The sequence below is a fragment of the Cellulophaga sp. L1A9 genome (assembly GCF_009797025.1).
GTDB lineage: Bacteria > Bacteroidota > Bacteroidia > Flavobacteriales > Flavobacteriaceae > Cellulophaga.
The window spans coordinates 3,486,544-3,508,113 of sequence record NZ_CP047027.1; the positions used below are offsets into that span (position 1 = coordinate 3,486,544).

Consider the following 21,570-nt stretch of genomic DNA (forward strand, 5'->3'; position numbering starts at 1 on the left):
CTGCGATAATTTAGAGCAGTCACTTATTCATGAAGTATAAAAACTGGAATTCTTGTATGCCTACTTATTCTTTTAATAGTGGTGTTAAATAAGAGCAGTTGTAGGTAGTTTAAATTTTTGGCCGCCATGATAGTCATGTCAATTTGATGGAGGAGGGTAAAGTCTTCAATAGCGTTTTTTACGTTTTTATTTTTCACACTATGAAAACTATAACGTTCTTCAAAGACTTCATCTAAATATTCATGGAGATAGTTTTTGTTTTTTTCTTGAGAAGTGTTTAATGCTTCCGTTACCAATACATTCATCACTTTTAATGTGCCCTCAGAAACACGAACAATTTCGGTTAGTGATTCTAAAATGTCGAAAGAATAAAAATTATTAAAATTCGTAGGAAAGGCTATGTTTTTTATAGGTTGATACTTAACATTTTTAGGAACAATTAATAAGTCTGCGGCTACTTTTGTAATCACATCTTCCGTACTGCTACCAATAAAAGTATTTTTTATGCCAGCGGCTCCTTTGGTACCCATAACAATAAGATCTATCTTTTTTTCTAAAATAGTTTTACGGATAATATCAACGAAATTCCCGAATTCTTGTAAGGCATAAAATTGATGAAGATCTGAAGTGTTATTTTGTGAAATCTCTTTTATTTTTTCTTTTAACAACTCCATTTTAGAAGGTGTTTCTACCTTATTGAAATGTAATGCAAAGCCATTAGATGCTATTCCTGAGTCGCTTAAAGACCTTATATTCATGACATAGAACGTGCAAGCTGTATTTTTATAAAAGGCTACAGCGTATTCTAATGCATTAAAGGAATTCTCAGAAAAATCGGTAGGTACTAAAATTTGTTTCATTAATGGGACTAAATACTTTAAAGCAAAGGTATAACGGCATTTGTTCCAAAAAAATGATAAATATCAGTACGATCAAAACCTATTTCAGAATATGGATTAGGATATGTATTGTAGTGCTTTAAGTTCTTTTATTTTTATGTTTCGGCCTTCAATTTCGATAAGGCCTTCTTTTTTGAAACCAGATAAAGTACGGATTAAGCTTTCTGTAGCAATCCCGGCAACACTTGCTAAATCACTCCGAGAAATTTTTATGGGATCATCGGTTTGCGTATTCATAACATCTGCAAATTGTAGCAGCGTTTGTGCTGTTTTTTTCCGTACAGAACTGTATGCCATCTGTAAGAGTTGTTGTTTTATGTCTTTTATATTTCCTGATAATAATTCAACAAACTCTAAAGATATATTATGGTTTTTTTCCAAAATTTCTTTTAAGCTTTCTTTGGAAATACCGGTAAGAACAACGTCTTCCATAGCGGTAGCAGATTCTTTATATGGAACGTTTTTTAAGAATGATGTAAAGCCAAGAAAATCATCTGCTCGGTATAATGAGGTAATTAACTGTTTGCCATCTTCATCCATAGAATGGCATTTAATCACACCTTTTAAAACCAAGTATATGGTGTTGGATGCATTGCCTTCCTTGTAAATGGTAGCGCCTTGAGAAAATTTGACTACTTCGCCATTATCATCAAAAAAATTCTTCAACTCATTTAAATCCAGAATGCTGTCTTCTGAGTTTTCTTCTTTGTTATGCGCAGCAGTGGCATTTAGCTTTAAAATTTCATGTTTGGCTAACCTGCTTTCAATAGCACTAATTAAATCTTCTTCTTCAAAGGGCTTGGTTAGATAATCATCGGCACCTAAATCCATCCCTTTTCTAATTTCTTTATGTTCTGTTTTTGCAGAAAGAAATATAAAAGGTAAATGTTTTGTGTTTTCATCTTCGTTAAGCGCTTTTAAAACGCCATAGCCATCAACTTCTGGCATCATAATATCGCAGACCACAATATTAGGCAAAAGTTCTTTTGCGGCTAGAATGCCTATTTTACCATTTGGAGCTGTAGTTACCGCATACCCCGCAAGTTCTAAAAGTTCTTCCGTATTCTCGCGAAGGGCTCTATCGTCTTCAATTAACAAAATAGTCTTCATGTGCTTATAATTTTATATCTTTTGGTATGGTAATGGTGAAAATAGACCCTTCATTCTCTATACTTGAGAAATCTAAGGTGGTGCTTAAACTTTCTAGGTGCTGTTTTGCAATATTTAGTCCTATTCCTGTTCCCTGTGTTAAGAGTGCATTTTCTGCTCTAAAATAGCGATTAAAAATGTGTTTTTGCTCTTCTAAAGGAATACCTATTCCATGATCTACCACTTTAATGCTAATTGTAGTCTTGTCATTCTCCACGATAATATCAATAGAAGTATCTTCTGGAGAGTACTTTATGGCATTGTGTACCAGATTAGATAGGGCCAAGGCCAACGTTTTTTCATCAAAATATATAAAAAGATCATCTATATTTCTTGGATAACTAATACGTTGTCCAGTTTTAAGCAACATGTTTGCGTTGTAAATAACTTCATCTAATAATTTACTTAAGGGAAACTCCTCTAAAGTATAATTTATTTTTCCAGAATCTAAACGCTCCACCGATAAGAAATCCGTTAGAATAGTATCGAGATAACGCACTTTACTTTTTATGGTATTTACATGCTTGTCTCTTTTCTCTTGTTGTTCTGTTTGTGTGTATTTAGCAAGTAGGGTAATAGACGTTAGAATACTACTTAAAGGCGTTTTAAATTCATGGGAAACCAAGGATAAGAATCTTGTTTTTAACTCGTTAAGTTCTTTTTCTTTTGCTAAAGCTTCCGTTAATTGTTTGGTACGTTCTTGTACGGTTTTTTCTAGTTTTAAAGTATAGTTCTTACGGTCTGTAATATCTAATATAATGGCCAAATAAACATCCTGATCTCCAAATCTAGAAAGTTGTAAATGCACTTCCGCAGGGTATTGCGTTCCATCTTTCCTTTGATGCGTAGTTTCAAATTCTATTTTTTCTTCTTCTTTGTTAATCAGTGGGATTAATATTTCTCTGAACTGCGCTTCTGTATAAAACGGTTTTATACTTATAGGAGTAAGCTTTTTTAATTCCTCTAAATTATAGCCAATATTGTTTTGTGCTCCCTTATTTGCATTTAAAAAAAGTAAAGACTCTTTTTCAAATAGAAAGATCTCATTTAAAGATTCATTAAAAATCTTAGCCCAATGCTCTTTTTCTTGTTGGGCTTTTACGCGTTCTGTTACATCATTCTGAATTCCGATATAATTGGTAATTTTTCCAAATTTATCCTTTATGGGAGTAATGTATAAATCATTGTAAAAAAGCGAACCGTCCTTTCTATAGTTTCTTAAAATTGCTTGCGAACTCTCTCCATTTTTAATAGCATCACGCATATGGGTGATGCACTCTTGGTTTTTGTCATCCCCTTGTAGAAAACGACAATTTTTTCCAATAGTTTCTTCTTCGGAATATCCAGTGAGCGTTTTAAATGATGCATTACAATATATAATAGGATTGTCGGGCTTTAACGCATCGGAAATAACAATACCATTTGAAGCAGATTGCAATGCCTCACTTTTCATTCTTAGATCTTTCTCGACGGCTTTACGGTCTGTAATGTCAATAATAAGTGCCATGACATAGGTAGTGTCATAAAGCTCAAAGGGGTTTAAACCAGCTTCTAAAGGAAATTCATCTCCGTTTTTTCGGACTCCAAACAACTCACGTCCGTGACCCATTTGTCTTTTTTCACTTTTAGAAATAAAATTGTATACCTGTTGATCGTGGTTAGGGTGGTATCTTTTTGGAATAAGAACATCAAGCGGTTTCCCTATTAGTTCGTCTTTTTCATAGCCAAACATTTGGTCTGTGGCAGAATTAGAAGCGACAATATTTTGTTTTTTATTAACAACAATAATTCCCTCTGAAACACCTTCTGAGAGTAGGGTAAATATGGTACTGTTCTTTTCGAAAGCTTGCATACTTTCAAAGATAAAATTTTAAAACTGATTTTTATCATATTATACTTAAGTGCTAGGAATAAACAGGGAAAATATAAAAATAAAAACAATAGTATACGTGGTGATTTTTTAAATATTACCGCTTAATCACCAAAAAAAATACAGCCTTTTAAGCAATTTTAGCATTGAAAAATGCAATTACGCCACTACAAGCTGTACTTCTGCTTTCTTATAAATATAGTGTGCGATAAGTGGCTATTTTTTTACAGTCTTGCTTTTATGTAAAGCAAAATGTGATGCTTATGGGTCTTGGTGTTAAGTATTAGTACGATTGGTTTTTTTACGGGTATTCCATTTTACAATCTCAAACCAAATAACGGAAATGAAACCGGTAAGCACAGACAAAAATAATTGCTCAAAACTTAAGCGACTAAATTGAAAAAAGCTTGTTAACGGCGGAATAAATAGGAGGGAAGCTGTGATTAACAATGTGATTGCTATTATTAAAGGAACGAGATTATTCTTGTATTTTAAGGTGGTTAGTATAGAGTAATAAAAAGACCTGTTTATTAAGGTTAAACAAACATTTGCGATGATTAATACTAAAAATACCATTGTTCTAGTCGTATCTTCTGAATTATTCTGAGCCAATGCATATTGATAAATAGAAAGGGTACCCACGGTAATTGCCAGACCTTGAATAATACTCGTTAATAGTTCCTTTATATTAAAAAAAGTGGACGTCAAGAGTCTTGGTTTCTGAAGCATTGTATTTTTTTCTAAGGGTTCATTTTCATAGATAATAGAACAGGTTGGTCCCATAATTAATTCTAGAAGAATAACATGCGTCGGAGAAAATATATTCGGAAATGCCCAACCTAAGGCTAAGGGGATGAATACCGTTAATATAATCGGGATATGTATGGATATAATATATTGAATAGCCTTTTTAAGATTGCTATAAATTTTTCTTCCCATAGCAATGCTGTCTATCATTTTAGAAAGATCATCATCTACTAATATTAAGGAAGCCGCTTCTTTTGCAATTTCTGTTCCTTTTGTACCCATCGCAATGCCAAAGTGAGCAGCTTTTAATGCTGGACCATCGTTAACGCCATCGCCAATCATGGCAACGACTTCTTTGTTGGCTTTTAAGGCATTGATTATTCTTAATTTGGCATCCGGAAACATTCTAGAAAATATTTGCGTAGTTTTTACCTTTTCTTGCAGTTGCTTATCATCTAATTGCATTAACTCATTACCCGTCATGCATTTTTCGTACCCAATAAAATTCACTTCTTTAGCGATGGCACTTGCGGTTGTTGCGGTATCTCCAGTAATTAATTTTACGGTAATCCCTGCACGATCAAATTCTTTTAAAACGGTGCTAATATTTTCTTTAGGTGGGTCGTAAAAGGCAACAAGTCCCAGAAAATCAAATGGAAATTCCTGTTGCGTTTTTGGATAATCTGTCCCCTTAAATTTTGCTTTACCTACACCTAGCAAACGATACCCTTTATCGCCCAATGTTGTGATTGCCTTTTTAATTTTATTTTTTTCTTCATCATTCAACTTCGCTATGGGAAAGAAAGCTTCTGGAGCACCTTTTGCAGCAATAATTCGGTCTCCCGTTTTGTTTTCAAAAAGGTGCGTCATCATAGGTGGTTTCCCGCCTAAAGGATACTCATGAATCATTTTATAAGCCTGGCGTTCGTCAGAGGCTATTAATTTTGAATAAGATTCATGAAGGGCAATTTCCATAGGGTCAAAGGGTATGGGTTCGCTGGACCACATGGCCGTTGTAATTAAGTCTTCTTCTAAAAGATTTGCTTTTTCGGGTATCGGGACTATTTGATCTGTTTTAAAAAGGTAAAGCTTTACCAAGCTCATTTTATTTTGCGTGATTGTGCCTGTCTTATCAACACATATAACGGTTGCACTTCCTAAACTTTCAACTGTTTTTATCTGTTTTACAACAATCCCTAACTTCATTAATCGCCATGATCCTAAAGCCATAAATGTCGTAAAAGCTACCGGAATTTCTTCGGGTAGTATGCTCATCGCTAGGGTTAATGCTTTTAATAAGCTGTCTAGAAGATTTAGTGTGTTGTAATAATTAATTCCCCAGACGAATAGAAATGTTATTCCGCCAATAATAGACATTTTTTTTACAAAATTTCCTATTTGTAATTCTAGCGGAGTTTTCTCATCATGGATCCCTTCGAGGCTTTTTCCTATTTTCCCTAATGCTGTTGCGTTTCCAATCGCTGTAACAGTAGCAATAGCTAATCCAATGGCTACAGTAGTTCCCGTAAAAATTTTGGAATTCTCAGTAGCTGCATCTTTAAAGACAGCCATAGATTCTCCGGTGAGTAAAGATTCATTTACGGAAAAATCATTGGAATGTATTATAACTCCATCTGCAGGAATAACATTCCCTTCCTCAACCATCAAACTATCTCCAATCACGAGGTTATGGCTTTGTATTTCTACAATTTTGCCATTTCTAATGACCTGTGCTTTGGGTTGGGTAATGTCTTTTAATTTTTCTAAAGCATTTCTGCTTTTAGATTCTTGGTAGAAGGAAATGGAAGCTACAAGAATGATTGCAGCGGCTAAAAAAATGCCATCACCAATATTGCCCGTTAAAAAATAGATGCACGAAGCAATGGCTAGTAAAATGACCATTGGTTCTTGCAAAATACTTTTTATAGCATCTAAAAGTTTACTTTTCTTTTTGTAGTCTAAGGTGTTCTTTCCGTGATTTTTTCTAGCAGTCAGTACTTCTTGGTCAGACAATCCTTTTATACCAAAGTCAGTAGGGTTAATCATGAGGTAGGTTTTTATTTAATTTGTAATGGTAAAGCCATTAATGGCTTCTAAATTAATGGTATCAAGTGATTTTTCTGCTTTTTCCTTATCTTTTTCAATAGCCGCTAGTGCCGATTCATAACCTAGATTAAAAATAGCATCAATATTTTTCAATGAAAAGGTACTAAATTCTTTCATTCGACTAGGCCGAATCAATAGGTCACATTCTTTAAATTTTAGACTTGTTTCATTAGACATCATAATATGATAAGAGCGTTCCATGATATTATATACATGCTTTAAACTGTCTTTTTTTATTTTCTGAAAAGGATTGACATATACGCCGATCACTTTATCACATTTATGCTTGATTAAATCAACAGGAAAATTATTTAGAATTCCTCCATCAGCATAATAACCACCTTCTATTTCTACAGGAGCAAAAACACCAGGAACAGCAGCGGAAGCTAATATTGTTTTAATCAAAATGCCAGAATCAAATACTTTTAGAGTACCGTCTAATAAGTTAGTTGCTGTTACCACTAACGGTGTTTTTAGGGCACTATAATCATCAATTGGAAGGTAGGTGCTAAACTGCTCATAGAACTTCTCGGTATCTAAAAAGCCAGGTTTGCTCATTGCATAATTTGTGAATGTAAATAATTGGGTGGTTTTAAAAAAATCTAGAATTTGTTGCCAAGAACAACCACCAGCATATAATCCGCCAACAATAGCTCCAGCACTGGTGCCTGCAATATATGAGGGATATATATGGTGTTCTTCTAAGGCTTTTATAGCACCTATATGTGCAATGCCTCTTGCGCCTCCTCCAGAAAGAACTAAACCTATATTCATAGTATGTACGATCAGATAATTTAGTATCGAAAGTAAGAAAGTTTTATTTTTTTAAACCTGACGAATGTCATAGTATGATTCTATACTATTTAACAACTTTGAATGTGATTATCATTCAATACACAAATACTAAGAAAAATATTATGAAATACTCAGAGCAAACAAATGAATTTAATGTATTTGTATCTACCAGCTATGTAAGTTTAGTGCAACTTAAAAAAGAAGGAAAGACAAAAGCTTTCAATGATTTACTCTTAAAAGTTTTACCACAGGTAAAACAATATGTACAGCATAAATTGAACGTAGCATCAAAAAATGGGGAATTAGATAAAAACAGGTTTAAAGCGGATGATATTATAGATCAGCTATTCATTGAAGTTTATGATCATATCGACGCCGTTGAAGCTGCTTCTGATTTTCATACGTGGTTATTTAAAAAAGCAGATGAATTAGTGGAAGATTTGCTGGTTGATGAAGAATTTGACACTTATTTTTTTGAAAATGTCGATAATTTTTCGAAACCAGAATGGAATGAAATGGAAGAAAAATATAGCACAGATGGCGATGGCGATTTTGTGTTGCTTGAAGAGTTTGATAATAATCAATATTTGAATAATGATTATTTATTAAATGCTGTTTTCGTAGAAGATAAAGATAAAGAGATTATTGCTAATTTGGATAAAGAATTGGGGGCAGAACGTATTAAGAGACATGCAGATTTAGTTTTGTTAGGCCTGCCAAAACCTATGCGTAATGTTTTTGAATTATTTAGTACGTATAAGTTTAATACCCACGAAATTTCCAATATTTTAAATTTAAGTGTTCATGAAGTTGAGCATTTCTTAAAAGAAGCAAAATCAAAAATGAAATCTAGTTTTTTAAACAGATATATGAATTAATTTTAAACGGTAAGACTATGAAAACAATACCTGGAAACCCTAAAACTGCACTGCTTCTAGGAGCAAGTTTAGATGTGTTGCATCAAGAAAGTAAAGAATTTTTAGAAACTATTGCTTTTTGGAGTTATGAAACACAGTTTTTTAAAAATCTTTTAGAAAAGGCAAAAACAAATGAATCTCGGTATCAACAAATGCTGCAAACTTTAGATACCATATACGATCAACTTTTTAAATTTCTTAAAAAAGATATTGTTGCACATGAAAAAAACCTTTCTGAGTTAAAGGAATTAGCTGCGGGATTAAATGATGCTAGTTATAGAGACGAACATAAAAAGTTAGGGGAAAACATGTCTTTATTAGCACAAGATTTTAAAGAGTTAAAGATGACAATTTTCGATTTTGTAAAGCAACGTAAAGAACTAAATTGAGAGTGTAATTCCTATAGGGCAATGATCAGAACCCATAATATCTGAATACACAGTAAACGTTTCAATTTTATCTGCAATAGCCTTGCTTGCTAAAAAATAATCTATTCGCCAGCCTGTATTGCGTTCTCTAGATTTAAAACGGTAACTCCAAAAAGTATAGGCCACTTCATCGGGATGTAAAACTCTAAAAGTGTCTGTAAAATCGTTCGCTATAAAGTTATCCATCCCATCAATTTCTATTTGGGTATATCCAGCGGTTTTGTTGTAGTTGGCTTTGTCGTTTTTTAAATCTATAGCATGGTGTGCCACATTGAAATCACCACATGCAATGACAGGCTTTTTCTTTTCTAAATTTTTTAGATAGGCTAAAAAATCTTTATCCCATTGCTGGCGGTATTCTAAGCGGTCTAATTTTTGTCCGGAATTAGGAACGTATACATTTACAAGGTAAAAAGTATCATATTCAGTACATAGAACTCTCCCCTCAAAGTCGTGTGCTTCAACCCCCATATCTGGCGTTGCACTTATAGGAGGCTGTTTACTTAAGGTTGCAGTACCTGAGTATCCTTTTTTTTCCGCAGAATTAGCACTAAGGCTAAAATGTGATAAGGGTTCTAGTGCCTTTGCTACCTCCGTATCTTGTGCTTTTGTTTCTTGTAAACATAAAATATCAGGAGCCATTGTTTTTACGGCTTCAAAAAAATCTTTCTTTACGACAGCACGAATGCCATTAACATTCCAAGAAACAATATGCATACTTATATTTTAATGTGAATAAATTCAATGTATATAAACGGACGATGAAGTTACTAAAATCAGCCTGAAAATTAAAGAATAAATTGAGAATAGATTCCTAGAACCTTACCCAAATAAAACATATAGCACCCCAAGAATTATAATTCCTCCGAAGCATATGCTTATGAGTTTACGAGTTTCGGAAGATCCATTGATTAAGCTTATGCCGAGTTTAACCACGGTGTTGCTTAAAATAGCTGTGATAATTACGGATGTTGCCGTACTATAATTGCCAGAAGTTTGCGACAGTTTAGCCATACTAATGGTGATAGCATCTGTATCTGCTAACCCTGCAATTAATGCGGTATAATACAAGCCATCATCACCAAAAAATGATTTTCCATAAAAAACAGCAAATCGTATTACGATATAAATAACTCCGAAACCAATAGCATTCAATAAATTTAGAGGGTTCCCTAACTTTATATTTGAATCGGGTGTATTTGTTTGGTTATTGACTAATAGTAATGCAGTACCAAGACAAATGAAAGTTAATACAGCAAAAGGTATGGCAATTGAGGGTATCAATGCACTGTTAAATATGAAAATTAATAATGCTAATCTAGGAAACATGATTGCTGAAGCTAAAATAATACCCGCACTATATTTTCTTGATAATTCAGGGAATTCTTTGCTTTTTGCCGCATAACTCCATGCCACAGCTGTACTGGATATGAGTCCGCCTAGCAATGCGGTTAAGAGGATTCCTTTTTTTGAACCTACAAATTTTACAAGAAAATAACCGATAAAATTTAGAAAGGAAACAATTACGATAACAGACCCAATTTCAAATGGGTTTAGTAAACTGTTTGGACCTAAGTCTCTGTTGGGTAAAAAGGGAAGGATTAACAACGCTATGATCGTAAATTTTATAAAAGCAGACAATTCTTCTGCAGTGATATTGCTTACTACACTATTAAATCTTGTTTTAAGGGACAATAGGGTTGTGATAATAACAGCTGTCGCAACGGCTTCTCTATACAATTCTCTTGAAACCATAAGGCCTAAAACGAAAGTGGTTATTAAAGCAAGATCTGTCGTTAAATCGTTAGAATAGGTGCTGTTTGATTTTGAAAACTGGCTAAAACCTAAAAATAGAATAAATGCGACTAAGGTGGCAATAGGAAACCATACGGTAAATGAATCACTCAAACTTCCAATGACAAAGCCTAGTATGGTAACAATAGGAAAGGTACGGATACCAGCAAAACCTGCTTCTTTTTTTAATTTATCGTACTCCCGTTCCAAACCAATAATTAGTCCCATTCCAATACTGATAACAATACCAAGCATATAGCTGCCCATGATTTCATTTAAATAGGTAGTGGTTTCCATAGGATAAGAGCTATAAATTGCGGTTTTTAAAAATAGAATAAATGATGGTCAAGCCTAAAATAGCAGAAATTAAAAAACCAAGAGCTCCTAAAATAGGGATGCCGTTAAATTTTGGGGGCATATCTGCAATCACTAAAATAGAAGAACCAATAGATAACGCTGCAATAATTATAGCGTATACCATCCGGTTTATAGCCGTTTTAAGCGTGTCTTTAAGTTCATTTAATCCTTTGTGTTCATGAACAATGACTAGTTTTCCATTTTTTATTTTACCTATGATATCATTTATGTCTTCCGGAAGGTTATCCATTAAGTTGGTATAGTCTTGAACTCTAGAAATACTCTTTTTTACAAAGCGTTTAAAGCTTAAACGCTTGCGGATAATGGTAGACATGTAAGGCTCTAAATTCTCGGTAATATTAAAATCTGGATTCAGTTTTAAACCTACCCCTTCAATAATCACTAAGGCACGAATTAGCATGTATAAATAATGCGGAATAGCAATTTTATTGGCGTATAAAATATTTTTGAATTGATTTAGAGTGGTCCCTAATTTTATATTTTGAATGGCAATATTACTAATACCTTCTAAAAGCTCATTTAAGTCATACTCCAAGGTTTTCTCCTCTGGAATATCTGTTCGTATGGCAATTTTTTTTAATACGATTATAATCTTTTTTACATCTTTTTTAAAGAACGCAAGCAATAGATCTTCTAAGGCTTCTTTATCTTTTGGCATAATACTGCCCATCATCCCATAATCAATAAAACAAATCCGTTCTAATGCTGGAAGGACAAATATATTGCCAGGATGAGGATCTGCATGGAAGAAGCCAAAATCTAAAATTTGTTCTAAATACAAATCGACTCCTAAAGTTGCTACTGCTTTAGTATCAATATTATTTTCTTTTAGTTTTTCTACTTCAGAGACTTTAATACCATCAATAAATTCCATGCAAAGAACCCTATCATTACTGAATTCTGGATATGCTTTTGGAACATAAATAATTTGATTGTTTTCAAAATTTTTAGCAAAACGAAGCATATTGTTTAGTTCCTGAGTGTAACTAAGCTCTTCATTAATACTTTTTTCGAAAGAATTAATTAACTGTATTGGTTGTAATTGTTGTGCTTGTGTGCTGTATTTTTCTAATGCTTTTGCTACGTCTTTCATAATTGAAATGTCTGAAGCAATCGTATCTTTTATATTTGGTCTTTGAATTTTGAAAATAACCCATTCTCCCGTTAGCAATTGTGCTTTGTGCACTTGAGCTAAAGAAGCTGCAGCCAGTGGTTCAGGAGAAATATAAGAAAAACACTCATTGGTATCAAGTGCTAATTCTTCTGTAATTTTTTTTGCTACATCAAAATTATCCAATGGTTTTACATTGTCTTGTAATTTTTCAAGTTCTTTTAAAAGTTCAGGAGGTAGCATATCTTGTCGATTGCTAATTACCTGTCCCATCTTCACGTAGCTTGGACCTAATTCTTCCAATACCATTCTGATACGTTCGTACGTAGAGTATGAAAGCAATTTATGAGTGTCAGGGTGTTTCTTTAGGTAGGTGTTAGGGATTAGGTTTTTAATTGAGGTTGATGCCAATACATCTTCAAAACCATATTTAGAAAGTACACTAAACAGTGTACCGTACCTTTTTAAATCATGTGTTTTAGGTAATTTTAATGACGGCATAGCGTTTTACGTTACATTTTATGCTGTAACGTAAAACAAAAATAGGGCAATCCGTGTTGGTATCAAATGATAATTATCACTCGAAAGAAGGCCATTAGATGAGATCGTTTATAGGTGTATTAAACGATAAGCCTGCTTCGCAATCTCCAATTCCTCATTGGTGGGTATCATTAATACTTTAACTTTCGCCTCTTTTTTATTGATTTCTAGTAGTGTTTTTGATCGGGTATTATTTTTCTCAACATCAAGAGTAATTCCCATATACTCTAAATCCGTACAAACCATTTCACGAATCAATGCAGAATTTTCTCCAATACCAGCAGTGAAAATAATTGCATCTATACCGTTGAGAATAGCAGCATAAGCTCCAATGTATTTTTTAATGCGATACGCATTCATTTGTAAAGCTAAAATGCAATCTTGATTGCCATTTGCAGCTTCTGTCTGTATGTCTCTTAAATCACTAAAACCAGTAAGTCCTAGCATCCCACTTTTTTTAATTAACAGGGTATTCACTTCCTCCAAGGTATAGCCAAGAGTTTCTACTAAATAGAAAATTACGGCATGATCAATATCGCCACTTCTAGACCCCATTATTAACCCGTTTGAGGGCGCAAATCCCATACTGTGGTCAATACTTTTTCCGTCCTTAATTGCGGTCATACTACAACCGTTTCCTAAGTGAATAGAAATAATTTTAGAAGATTTTAATTGTAAGTATTCAATAGCTTTTTCCGAAACATATTTATGACTGGTACCATGAAAACCATATACCTGAACTCTGTTTTCAAAGAATTCTTTTGGTAAAGCATATTTTTTTGCCACATCTGGGATAGAATGATGAAAAGCAGTATCAAAAACAGCTACTTGTTTTGCATGTGGGAAAATTTCTTCTGCTAATTCTATACCTTCTAAGTTATGCGGATTGTGTAAAGGAGCTAATGAAAATAAGTTCTTAATTTTTTCTTTTACAGAAGCATCAATCAGTGAAGTATCAGAAAATGTTTTTCCGCCGTGTACTACGCGATGCCCAACGATTGTAATTTCATCTGCGTTGGTTATTACGCCTAGTAACGGGTCTAATAATACACGTGCTATTTTAAGCAGCCCCATTTTATGACTTAATATGGGCAACGTTTCTTCTAATAGATCAGTATCTGTACGGTATTTTAGCAGGGCACTTTCACTCCCAATTCTTTCTATGAGACCTTCACAAACTACGCCTTCAGAAGGCATGCTTATCAATTGATATTTTATAGACGAACTGCCGCAATTTATAATAAGAATATTCACGTAAAACTGGTTTTATGTTTGGTGTTAATTATAGTCCTTCTGCCTGAATAGCCGTTATGATTACTGTATTAAATATATCTTCAACAGTACAGCCACGACTTAAATCGTTTACGGGTTTATTTAAACCTTGTAACATTGGACCAATCGCTAAGGCGCCCGTTTCCCTTTGTACGGCTTTATAGGTGTTGTTTCCTGTATTTAAATCAGGAAAAATGAATACACTTGCTTGCCCCGCTACTTCAGAATCTGGAAGTTTACTTTTTCCTACTTTAATATCTACCGCAGCATCATATTGAATAGGTCCTTCTACTTTTAGATTGGGTCGTTTGGTTCTAATTAATGCGGTAGCCTTTCTCACTCTATCCACATCTTCTCCTGTACCAGAGGCTCCAGAAGAATACGATAACATGGCTACTTTAGGTTCTATTCCAAAGGCGGCGCTAGTAGCTGCAGAAGAAATGGCTATTTCAGATAATTGTTCCGCAGTAGGGTTAGGGTTAATGGCGCAATCGCCAAAAATGGTTACCCGGTTAGGCAAACACATAAAAAATACTGAAGAAACTAAAGAAACGCCAGGTTTTGTTTTGATAAACTGTAATGCGGGTAATATGGTGTGTTGGGTTGTGTGTACTGCACCTGAAACCATACCGTCTGCATGGCCTTTATATACCATCATCGTCCCAAAATAAGACACATCTTCCATAAGATCTTGTGCCATAGCTAGGTTTACATTTTTATGTTTGCGCAATTCATATAAAGTTGTCGCGTAATCTAAAAAGTTAGGGGATGTTTTTGGATCAATGATGTTTATCTCATTAGGGTCAAAAACAAGTGCTAGCTCTTCCATTTTAGCCGCAATCTGGGCTTTATCACCTAAAAGTGTCAACGTTACAGCTTCTACTTCCAGTAATTTCTTAGCTGCTATTAGAATTCGCTCGTCTGTACCTTCGGGTAATACAATATGTTTTTTAGCAGATTTAGCTCTTTTTAGTAAGTTGTATTGAAACATTCTAGGAGTAATGCCTTCGGCCTTAAAGGTAATAAGTCGTTCTGCAAGATTATTTACCGGAACGTGCTTTTCAAATTCTTGAATTGAAGTGGTTATTTTTTCTGTATTATCCGCATATATTTTTGGCTTTATTGCGCCAATTTTATTGGTCACTGCAAAGGTCCCTTGGTTGACAGAAATGATCGGAATAATATCAGATAATCCCTCTATTAATTTTATAATAGAATCTTCAGGAATTAAGCCACCGGTAAGTACTATACCAGATAAGTTAGGGTAATTTGTAGAGATATTAGCTTGTAAGGCTCCAAGGATAATATCTGCTCGATCTCCTGGAGTAATTACAAGACTGTCTTTTTTTAAATGGGTTAAATAATTACGAAGCTGCATGGCGCCCACACTAAAACCATTTGCTTGGTTGTTTAAATAATCTTCTCCAAACAATATTTTGGCATCCAATTCATTGGCAATCTCTTTAACTGTGGGGTTTCCTAAGGTAGGATTTTCCGGGATAGCGCCAATAAGAACTTTTTCTGGTAATTTTTTCTTTAAAGCAGCAACCACCAATTCTAAATTTTCTGGTTGTACTTTATTCGCTACAGTTAATAACACTTCTACTCCTTTTTCTCTAAAAGAATCAAAAGCCATATATAAGTTGCCTACTAATTCTTCTAATGTTTTACCAGCACCGCTTGTAATAATAACAGCAGGAATCCCTAAATTTTTAGCTACGAGTACATTTATATCCCATTCAATAATAGCACCCTCTCCAGAAAAATCGGTTCCTTCTACCAGAACAAAATCAAAACGATCTTCAATTGCTTTAAATTTATGAATGATGTGGCTAATTATTTCATCGTCTTTATCTTGATTTTTTAGCTGAAGTACTTCACTACGCGTAAAGGCATAAGCATCTTCAGGTTTAATATCCACTTCAAAATGAGATAATACGGTTTTAATATGATTGTCTACGACCCCATTTTTAAAATCGTCAACAATAGGTCGGAAGTAACCTACTTTTGCTGTTTTTCCTAATAAAATATGCATTAGACCTAATGAAACAATTGATTTACCACTATTAGGTTCAGTGGTTGCAATATAAATGGCTTTACTCATGAAATGGAAATATTATCGTAGTCTCAAAGTTAAGAGATTCTTTATCTAAGCACAAGATAAAGACAATAATCTCTTTAAGTTGAATTAATTATTGAATTTTTATAACGGCAGATCGGGATTACATTTCCTTTCTTTTTCCCGTAATTTCTGTGATATTTATGCGGAATACGGTAGGTATGCCTTTGGAATAAGATTTGTTAGAAAACTCGCTTATAAACTCGGCTTCTTTATTTTCCTTCTCAAAAATCAACTTTTTTACCCCCTCACTAAACTCATGTAGTTTTTGCTTAGCATCAATACCGGTAAGTTCTTCGAAAGTACCATGGACTAAAACAGATTGCCAATTATTTACCGATGTTATTTCTTGTACTGCTAAGGAAACATGCTTGTTCTTGCGCATGGCTTTTAGCTTTAGACCATCAGCAGTATAGCTTATTATTGAACCCTCTTCTTTATCAAAATAATACGTAATTGGTATCACGTACGGGATGTTCTGAGAGATAACGCCTAGGTTACCAAAATAATTTTGAATGAGGATGCTTATGCTCTGGCTTTTGCTTAAATCGGTCATTTTATTGGATGTAATTGATGTTGTTTTTAAGAGTCTACTGATTGCTTCAACAAAAATAATATGCTTGGAGGTCTTAAAATATGACATTAGTCATTCATTTATTTTAGATGCTATGGTGAAAAAAGATCCTTTAGTAACAAAAAATACGTTTACATGATTAATCTCATAGGTAAAGAATATTACTTATGTTTATTTTGTAGTGTAACGATGATTTCTTTCAAATGAAAATAGTATCTCTAGTTTTTATCTTATTTTTAGTTTCATGTGGAAGTAAACAAGAGAAAACACTTCCTGTAGTTAAAAAATTAACGGAGTCTGTATATGCTTCTGTGACTATTGAACCAGATAGTTTGTATGAAGCGCACGCTGTGGTTAATGGTATTCTTGAGCGTAATTTAATAGAAGAAGGTGCCTTAGTTTCAAAAGATACTCCTCTAATGCATATCACAAACTCCTCAAGTGAATTAACGGCAGAAAATGCCTTACTATCATTGCAGCTCTCTACAAGTAATTACCAAGGGAATTCAACTGTTTTAAAAGAGCTAAATGATGATATTAAAACAGCAGAATTAACCTTAAGAAATGATTCTATAAATTTTAAACGGCAAGAAAACTTATGGAATCAAAATATTGGTTCTAAAATTGAATATGATACTAAAAAGCTAACCTATCAGCGTTCTGTAAACCAACTAAAGGTCTTGTTGAATAAGTTTAATCGGACTAAAAAGGAATTACAGACACAAGCTAAGCTCGCACAAAACACGTATACAACGTCTAAAATTAATACCGATGATTACACCATTACTAGTAAAATTAATGGAAAGGTGTATGCGTTGTATAAAAATGCAGGTGAAAATGTGACCACGATGGAACCATTAGCATCCGTAGGTAGTGCCACGGATTTTATTATAGAATTGTTGGTGGATGAAGTAGATATTGTGAAAATTGAAAAAGGCCAGAAAGCTTTAATCAGCTTAGATGCGTATTCATCCACAGTATTTGAGGCTTTAGTTTCTAAAATATACCCACAGAAAGATTCGCGTACACAGACTTTTAAAGTAGAAGCTTTGTTTATAAACATGCCAGCTAAGCTATACCCAGGGCTTTCAGGAGAAGGTAATATTGTGATTTCTGAAAAAAATGATGCGTTAATCATTCCTAAAGAGTATGTAGTGAATGGGAATTCGGTTTTAACGGAAGATGGTTTGGTGCCTGTTGTTATAGGATTACAGAATTTAAATGAGGTAGAAGTTATAAAAGGGATTACTGCAGCTACTGAAATTATAAAACCAGAATAATGACGAATTGGCCTGTAATCCTTAATATCGCAAAAACTCATTTGCTTACGAAGTTAAAGTCTACGTTAACCGCAGCACTTGGTGTAACTTTTGGGATTGGAGCTTATATTACTTTGGTTAGTTTTATGACCGGTTTAAATACGATGCTTGATGATTTGATTTTAAATCAGACCCCTCATGTTCATTTGTACAATGAGGTTAAACCTACAGAGAAACAGCCCGTAGCACGCTTTGATGAAATACAGCAATCTTTTCAATTTATACATTCTGTAAAGCCCAAGCAAAATCAGAAAAAAATACATAATGCGTTGCCTATTTTACAGTACTTAAAAGAGGATAAAAAGGTAAAAGGGGCTACGCCACAAGCAAGAGCTCAGATTTTTTATATTTCTGGTGCTATTGAATTAGGAGGTAATTTAATAGGCGTAGATATTATGCAGGAAGTTAAGCTTTCAAATATTAGAGATTATATAGCACAGGGCACTCCTGAAGATTTAAAAAACAGTGACAGCGGTATTTTATTAGGAGCAGGCTTAGCTAAAAAAATGTCTTTGAAAATAGGAGATAGGGTACAGGTGAGTACCATTAAGGGCGACCTTTTTCCGCTTAAAATAGTAGGAATATACCAAAGTGGTATAGCAGATGTAGATAACAGCCAAAGTTTTGTAAATTTAAAAACGGTACAGCGAATTTTAGGAGAAACTCAAAATTACATTACAGACATTAATGTAAAACTTAATGAAATTAATGATGCACCAGAATACTCAAAAAAACTAGCCAGTTTATTCTCTATTACGGCAACAAGCATTAATGAAGCCAATGCACAATTTGAAACAGGTACTAATATTAGAAATCTTATTACCTATGCGGTATCCATTACCTTATTAATTGTAGCGGGATTTGGGATTTATAATATTCTGAATATGCTGATTTATGAGAAAATGAAAGATATAGCCATATTAAAAGCAATAGGGTTTTCAGGGAAAGATGTGTGGTCTATTTTTATGAGTCAGGCAATGATTATAGGTTTCGTTGGTGGGGTACTTGGACTATTAGTAGGTTTTGGGTTCTCAGTACTTATTGATCATGCCCCTTTTGAAACAGAGGCTTTACCGACGATTGACACCTATCCGGTAGATTTTAGTGTTAGTTATTACATTATCGGAATCGTATTTGCATTAGTATCCACTTTTATTGCGGGATATTTGCCTGCGAATAAAGCCCGTAAAATTGATCCAGTAAAAATAATCAGAGGTACATAATAGCGCATATGGATTTAGTTCTAGAATCAAAAAACATAAATAAGCATTTTTTAAAGCCCAAAGATTTTCATGTTTTAAAAGACATCTCATTCAGAATTGAAAAAGGGGAGTTTGTTTCTATCATGGGGAAATCTGGTTCCGGCAAATCTACCTTACTGTATATCTTATCTACTATGGATACAGACTATACGGGAGAATTGTATTTGAACAATGAATTGGTGACCGGTAAACAGCATCAAGAGCTTTCTAGAATCAGAAATAAATATGTAGGTTTCGTCTTTCAGTTTCACTATTTACTTTCGGAGTTTTCTGTTTTAGAAAATGTGATGTTACCCGCAAAGAAACTAGGCGAAAAATCGCATCAAGAAATTGAGTATTTAGCGATGGAAAAATTAAAAATGTTAGCCATAGATAAGCTAGCTTTACAACGTGCTTCTAGAATTTCTGGAGGGGAAAAACAACGAGTAGCTATTGCTCGAGCTTTAATTAATAATCCTGTAATTTTAATGGGAGATGAGCCTACAGGAAATTTAGATAGTCATAATGCAGATAATGTGTTCAATATTTTCAAGCAATTGAAAGAAGAAGAAGGACTGTCCTTATTAATTGTAACCCATGATGAAGATTTTGCAAAAAAAACTGATCGCATTATCCAAATGGAAGATGGTAAGATTATACCTTAGGGAAACACAAAATTATAATTTAAATATTTGATGAAATGAAAAAAGCACATAATGTATTAACGGAGATTTCTGTTTTGATTAAAAAGATAGAAACAGATTACCCAGAACTATATCAATTCTTAGATGAAAACCCTATAACCTTACCTACAGAAGTTCATCCAAATCTAGATAACAATACACTTGAAGATTATTTAACAGATCTAAAAAGTTTATTAAAACATCATATTGAAAATCATATTAAATCTAAAAAGTAAGGCTAAAATTCGTCAAAACGGTGAAGTTTTTGTCGTAACAAACGTATTTCGCTTTGCATCGCTATAGTGCGTTCTAGTAGTTGGTGTACGGCATCAAGACCTTCAATATTAATGTTGAGGTCTTGATGTAGGCGTAACATTTTTTCTACCTTGGGCAACTCTTCCAAAGAAATAAAAGGACTGTCATTTACGATTTTTAATTCGATGATGTCATAGTCATATAATTCAGTAACGAATGCTACTTCTATTTCGTGACCACTACAAAAATCATTAAGTTGTATTAATTGTGTTTCCATGTGTTTCCGATTATAGGTTTGTGGCTGCTAATGATTCAAATAATTCTTTTTGTTCTTTTGTTAAATTAGTAGGTATTTTAATTTGATAGGTAATATAAAGATCTCCAAATTGATCTTCTTTTTTGTATTTAGGGAGACCCTTTCCAGATAATTTTATTTTGGTGCCGTTTTGTGTTTCTGGTTTTACTTTTAATTTCACTTTTCCCGATAAGGTATCTATGGTGATCTCATCTCCTAGAATAGCTTTAGTCAAAGGCAGTTCTATTGTTTTGTAAAGATTAGCTCCTTCACGTTTAAACTCCGTATTGTTTTTTACAGTGAACTTTATGAATAAATTTCCAGCAGGACCATTATTAACCCCAGGTCCGCCATGGCCCGTAATTTTTATGGTTTGTTGGTCTTCTATCCCGGCAGGAATTGTAATCCGTATGTTTTTATTGTTTACCGCTAAAGTCTGTTTATGTGTGGTAAGAGTTTCTGTTAGGTTTAAAGTTATTTCTGCATTATAATCCTGCCCTCTAAACTTGGTGTTTTGTCTTGAGGATCTAAAATTACCTTGTTGCCCCCCACCAAACATACTTTCAAAGAAATCTGAGAAATCTTCATTAGATTGTCCGCCAGAGAAACCTCCAGAACCACCATAGTTTTGTCTGCTACGCTGATTTTGACTTTGTTTTTGTCTTTCAAATTCATCAGCATGTTGCCAATCTTTTCCGTATTGGTCATACTTTTTGCGCTTCTCTACATCACTAAGCACTTCATTAGCCTCATTAATTTTTTTAAAATTTTTCTCAGCTTCTGCATTATCCGGATTTAAATCTGGATGATGTTTCCGTGCCATTTTGCGATATGCTTTTTTGATGTCGCTAGCAGATGCATTTTTAGTAATGCCTAAAACCTTATAATAATCTATGAATTCCATATGCGCTATTATCCCGTATTAATTTAGTTTTACGTTTAAAAAACTAACTATAAAGTTACGAAGAGAACTGGTCATTAAAAAATGATATATGTCATCTGTGTTCTAAAAATAAGTTTCAAGACAAAAAAAATCCAATGACAGTGCATTGGATTTTAAATATCGATTTTAAATTTT

The 21,570-nt window shown here is 33.7% G+C and carries 19 protein-coding genes; 6 read left to right on the forward strand and 13 right to left on the reverse strand.

Annotated elements, in window-relative coordinates; translation table 11 throughout:
* Nucleotides 1-23: 23 nt before the first annotated feature.
* The 5 genes from GQR94_RS15445 to GQR94_RS15465 form a co-directional block, all read right to left on the reverse strand.
* The gene (locus tag GQR94_RS15445; protein ID WP_158976640.1) at nt 24-860 is read right to left on the reverse strand and encodes a universal stress protein; all 837 of its coding nucleotides are present in this window, start codon (nt 858-860) and stop codon (nt 24-26) included.
* Between the two features lie 96 nt (nt 861-956).
* The gene (locus GQR94_RS15450; RefSeq protein WP_158976642.1) at nt 957-2,009 is read right to left on the reverse strand and encodes a response regulator; all 1,053 of its coding nucleotides are present in this window, start codon (nt 2,007-2,009) and stop codon (nt 957-959) included.
* A gap of 4 nt (nt 2,010-2,013) precedes the next feature.
* The gene (locus tag GQR94_RS15455) at nt 2,014-3,900 is read right to left on the reverse strand and encodes a PAS domain-containing sensor histidine kinase (RefSeq protein ID WP_158976644.1); all 1,887 of its coding nucleotides are present in this window, start codon (nt 3,898-3,900) and stop codon (nt 2,014-2,016) included.
* Between the two features lie 294 nt (nt 3,901-4,194).
* The gene (locus tag GQR94_RS15460; protein WP_158976646.1) at nt 4,195-6,711 is read right to left on the reverse strand and encodes a cation-translocating P-type ATPase; all 2,517 of its coding nucleotides are present in this window, start codon (nt 6,709-6,711) and stop codon (nt 4,195-4,197) included.
* A 15-nt stretch (nt 6,712-6,726) separates the two neighbouring features.
* On the reverse strand, nt 6,727-7,545 hold the full coding sequence (locus GQR94_RS15465) for a patatin-like phospholipase family protein (RefSeq protein WP_158976648.1): 819 nt from the start codon (nt 7,543-7,545) through the stop codon (nt 6,727-6,729).
* A 143-nt stretch (nt 7,546-7,688) separates the two neighbouring features.
* Between GQR94_RS15465 and GQR94_RS15470 the strand changes: the two genes are divergently transcribed.
* Entirely contained in the window at nt 7,689-8,444 is a 756-nt protein-coding gene (locus tag GQR94_RS15470) for an RNA polymerase sigma factor (protein ID WP_233268349.1), read from the forward strand.
* 17 nt (nt 8,445-8,461) lie between these two features.
* Entirely contained in the window at nt 8,462-8,872 is a 411-nt protein-coding gene (locus GQR94_RS15475; protein ID WP_158976652.1) for a hypothetical protein, read from the forward strand.
* On the opposite strand, the gene GQR94_RS15480 is transcribed toward GQR94_RS15475, so the two are convergent.
* The 6 genes from GQR94_RS15480 to GQR94_RS15505 form a co-directional block, all read right to left on the reverse strand.
* Nucleotides 8,864-9,628 (reverse strand): exodeoxyribonuclease III, encoded by a 765-nt coding sequence (locus tag GQR94_RS15480; RefSeq protein WP_158976654.1) that lies wholly within the window; start codon nt 9,626-9,628, stop codon nt 8,864-8,866. The two genes, GQR94_RS15475 and GQR94_RS15480, sit on opposite strands and share 9 nt — an antisense overlap.
* A gap of 105 nt (nt 9,629-9,733) precedes the next feature.
* Nucleotides 9,734-11,002: an MgtC/SapB family protein gene (locus tag GQR94_RS15485; protein WP_158976656.1), complete on the reverse strand. Its 1,269-nt coding sequence runs from the start codon at nt 11,000-11,002 to the stop codon at nt 9,734-9,736.
* A gap of 10 nt (nt 11,003-11,012) precedes the next feature.
* Nucleotides 11,013-12,695, reverse strand: a complete 1,683-nt coding sequence (locus tag GQR94_RS15490) for an AarF/ABC1/UbiB kinase family protein (protein WP_158976658.1) — start codon at nt 12,693-12,695, stop codon at nt 11,013-11,015.
* A gap of 108 nt (nt 12,696-12,803) precedes the next feature.
* Nucleotides 12,804-13,988, reverse strand: a complete 1,185-nt coding sequence (locus GQR94_RS15495) for an acetate/propionate family kinase (RefSeq protein ID WP_158976660.1) — start codon at nt 13,986-13,988, stop codon at nt 12,804-12,806.
* 28 nt (nt 13,989-14,016) lie between these two features.
* Entirely contained in the window at nt 14,017-16,110 is a 2,094-nt protein-coding gene (pta, locus tag GQR94_RS15500; RefSeq protein WP_158976662.1) for a phosphate acetyltransferase, read from the reverse strand.
* A gap of 118 nt (nt 16,111-16,228) precedes the next feature.
* Entirely contained in the window at nt 16,229-16,768 is a 540-nt protein-coding gene (locus tag GQR94_RS15505; protein WP_158976664.1) for a pyridoxamine 5'-phosphate oxidase family protein, read from the reverse strand.
* 134 nt (nt 16,769-16,902) lie between these two features.
* Between GQR94_RS15505 and GQR94_RS15510 the strand changes: the two genes are divergently transcribed.
* Genes GQR94_RS15510 through GQR94_RS15525 form a run of 4 tightly spaced genes read left to right on the forward strand, consistent with a single transcriptional unit; the run spans nt 16,903 to nt 20,178 of the window.
* A complete protein-coding gene (locus GQR94_RS15510; protein ID WP_158976666.1) occupies nt 16,903-17,979 on the forward strand; it encodes an efflux RND transporter periplasmic adaptor subunit in 1,077 nt (358 codons plus the stop codon).
* The gene (locus tag GQR94_RS15515; protein WP_158976668.1) at nt 17,979-19,241 is read left to right on the forward strand and encodes an FtsX-like permease family protein; all 1,263 of its coding nucleotides are present in this window, start codon (nt 17,979-17,981) and stop codon (nt 19,239-19,241) included. Before GQR94_RS15510 ends, GQR94_RS15515 begins: the two co-directional genes overlap by 1 nt.
* A gap of 8 nt (nt 19,242-19,249) precedes the next feature.
* Entirely contained in the window at nt 19,250-19,924 is a 675-nt protein-coding gene (locus tag GQR94_RS15520; RefSeq protein ID WP_158976670.1) for an ABC transporter ATP-binding protein, read from the forward strand.
* A gap of 35 nt (nt 19,925-19,959) precedes the next feature.
* Nucleotides 19,960-20,178, forward strand: a complete 219-nt coding sequence (locus GQR94_RS15525; RefSeq protein WP_158976672.1) for a hypothetical protein — start codon at nt 19,960-19,962, stop codon at nt 20,176-20,178.
* A 2-nt stretch (nt 20,179-20,180) separates the two neighbouring features.
* Here the strand turns inward: GQR94_RS15525 and GQR94_RS15530 are convergent, their stop codons facing one another.
* Nucleotides 20,181-20,474 carry a chaperone modulator CbpM gene (locus GQR94_RS15530; RefSeq protein WP_158976674.1) on the reverse strand — a complete coding sequence of 98 codons (294 nt, stop codon included), beginning with the start codon at nt 20,472-20,474 and terminating at the stop codon, nt 20,181-20,183.
* A gap of 10 nt (nt 20,475-20,484) precedes the next feature.
* The gene (locus GQR94_RS15535; RefSeq protein WP_158976676.1) at nt 20,485-21,396 is read right to left on the reverse strand and encodes a DnaJ C-terminal domain-containing protein; all 912 of its coding nucleotides are present in this window, start codon (nt 21,394-21,396) and stop codon (nt 20,485-20,487) included.
* Nucleotides 21,397-21,570: the final 174 nt, after the last annotated feature.

Coding starts and splice junctions, on each gene's coding strand:
- GQR94_RS15475 (WP_158976652.1), top strand. CDS start 8,462: ATGAAAACAATACCTGGAAACCCTAAAACTGCACTGCTTCTAGGAGCA.
- GQR94_RS15485 (WP_158976656.1), bottom strand. CDS start 11,002: ATGGAAACCACTACCTATTTAAATGAAATCATGGGCAGCTATATGCTT.
- GQR94_RS15480 (WP_158976654.1), bottom strand. CDS start 9,628: ATGCATATTGTTTCTTGGAATGTTAATGGCATTCGTGCTGTCGTAAAG.
- GQR94_RS15505 (WP_158976664.1), bottom strand. CDS start 16,768: ATGTCATATTTTAAGACCTCCAAGCATATTATTTTTGTTGAAGCAATC.
- GQR94_RS15490 (WP_158976658.1), bottom strand. CDS start 12,695: ATGCCGTCATTAAAATTACCTAAAACACATGATTTAAAAAGGTACGGT.
- GQR94_RS15445 (WP_158976640.1), bottom strand. CDS start 860: ATGAAACAAATTTTAGTACCTACCGATTTTTCTGAGAATTCCTTTAAT.
- GQR94_RS15465 (WP_158976648.1), bottom strand. CDS start 7,545: ATGAATATAGGTTTAGTTCTTTCTGGAGGAGGCGCAAGAGGCATTGCA.
- GQR94_RS15530 (WP_158976674.1), bottom strand. CDS start 20,474: ATGGAAACACAATTAATACAACTTAATGATTTTTGTAGTGGTCACGAA.
- GQR94_RS15460 (WP_158976646.1), bottom strand. CDS start 6,711: ATGATTAACCCTACTGACTTTGGTATAAAAGGATTGTCTGACCAAGAA.
- GQR94_RS15515 (WP_158976668.1), top strand. CDS start 17,979: ATGACGAATTGGCCTGTAATCCTTAATATCGCAAAAACTCATTTGCTT.
- GQR94_RS15535 (WP_158976676.1), bottom strand. CDS start 21,396: ATGGAATTCATAGATTATTATAAGGTTTTAGGCATTACTAAAAATGCA.
- GQR94_RS15525 (WP_158976672.1), top strand. CDS start 19,960: ATGAAAAAAGCACATAATGTATTAACGGAGATTTCTGTTTTGATTAAA.
- GQR94_RS15470 (WP_233268349.1), top strand. CDS start 7,689: ATGAAATACTCAGAGCAAACAAATGAATTTAATGTATTTGTATCTACC.
- GQR94_RS15455 (WP_158976644.1), bottom strand. CDS start 3,900: ATGCAAGCTTTCGAAAAGAACAGTACCATATTTACCCTACTCTCAGAA.
- GQR94_RS15520 (WP_158976670.1), top strand. CDS start 19,250: ATGGATTTAGTTCTAGAATCAAAAAACATAAATAAGCATTTTTTAAAG.
- GQR94_RS15510 (WP_158976666.1), top strand. CDS start 16,903: ATGAAAATAGTATCTCTAGTTTTTATCTTATTTTTAGTTTCATGTGGA.
- GQR94_RS15450 (WP_158976642.1), bottom strand. CDS start 2,009: ATGAAGACTATTTTGTTAATTGAAGACGATAGAGCCCTTCGCGAGAAT.
- pta (WP_158976662.1), bottom strand. CDS start 16,110: ATGAGTAAAGCCATTTATATTGCAACCACTGAACCTAATAGTGGTAAA.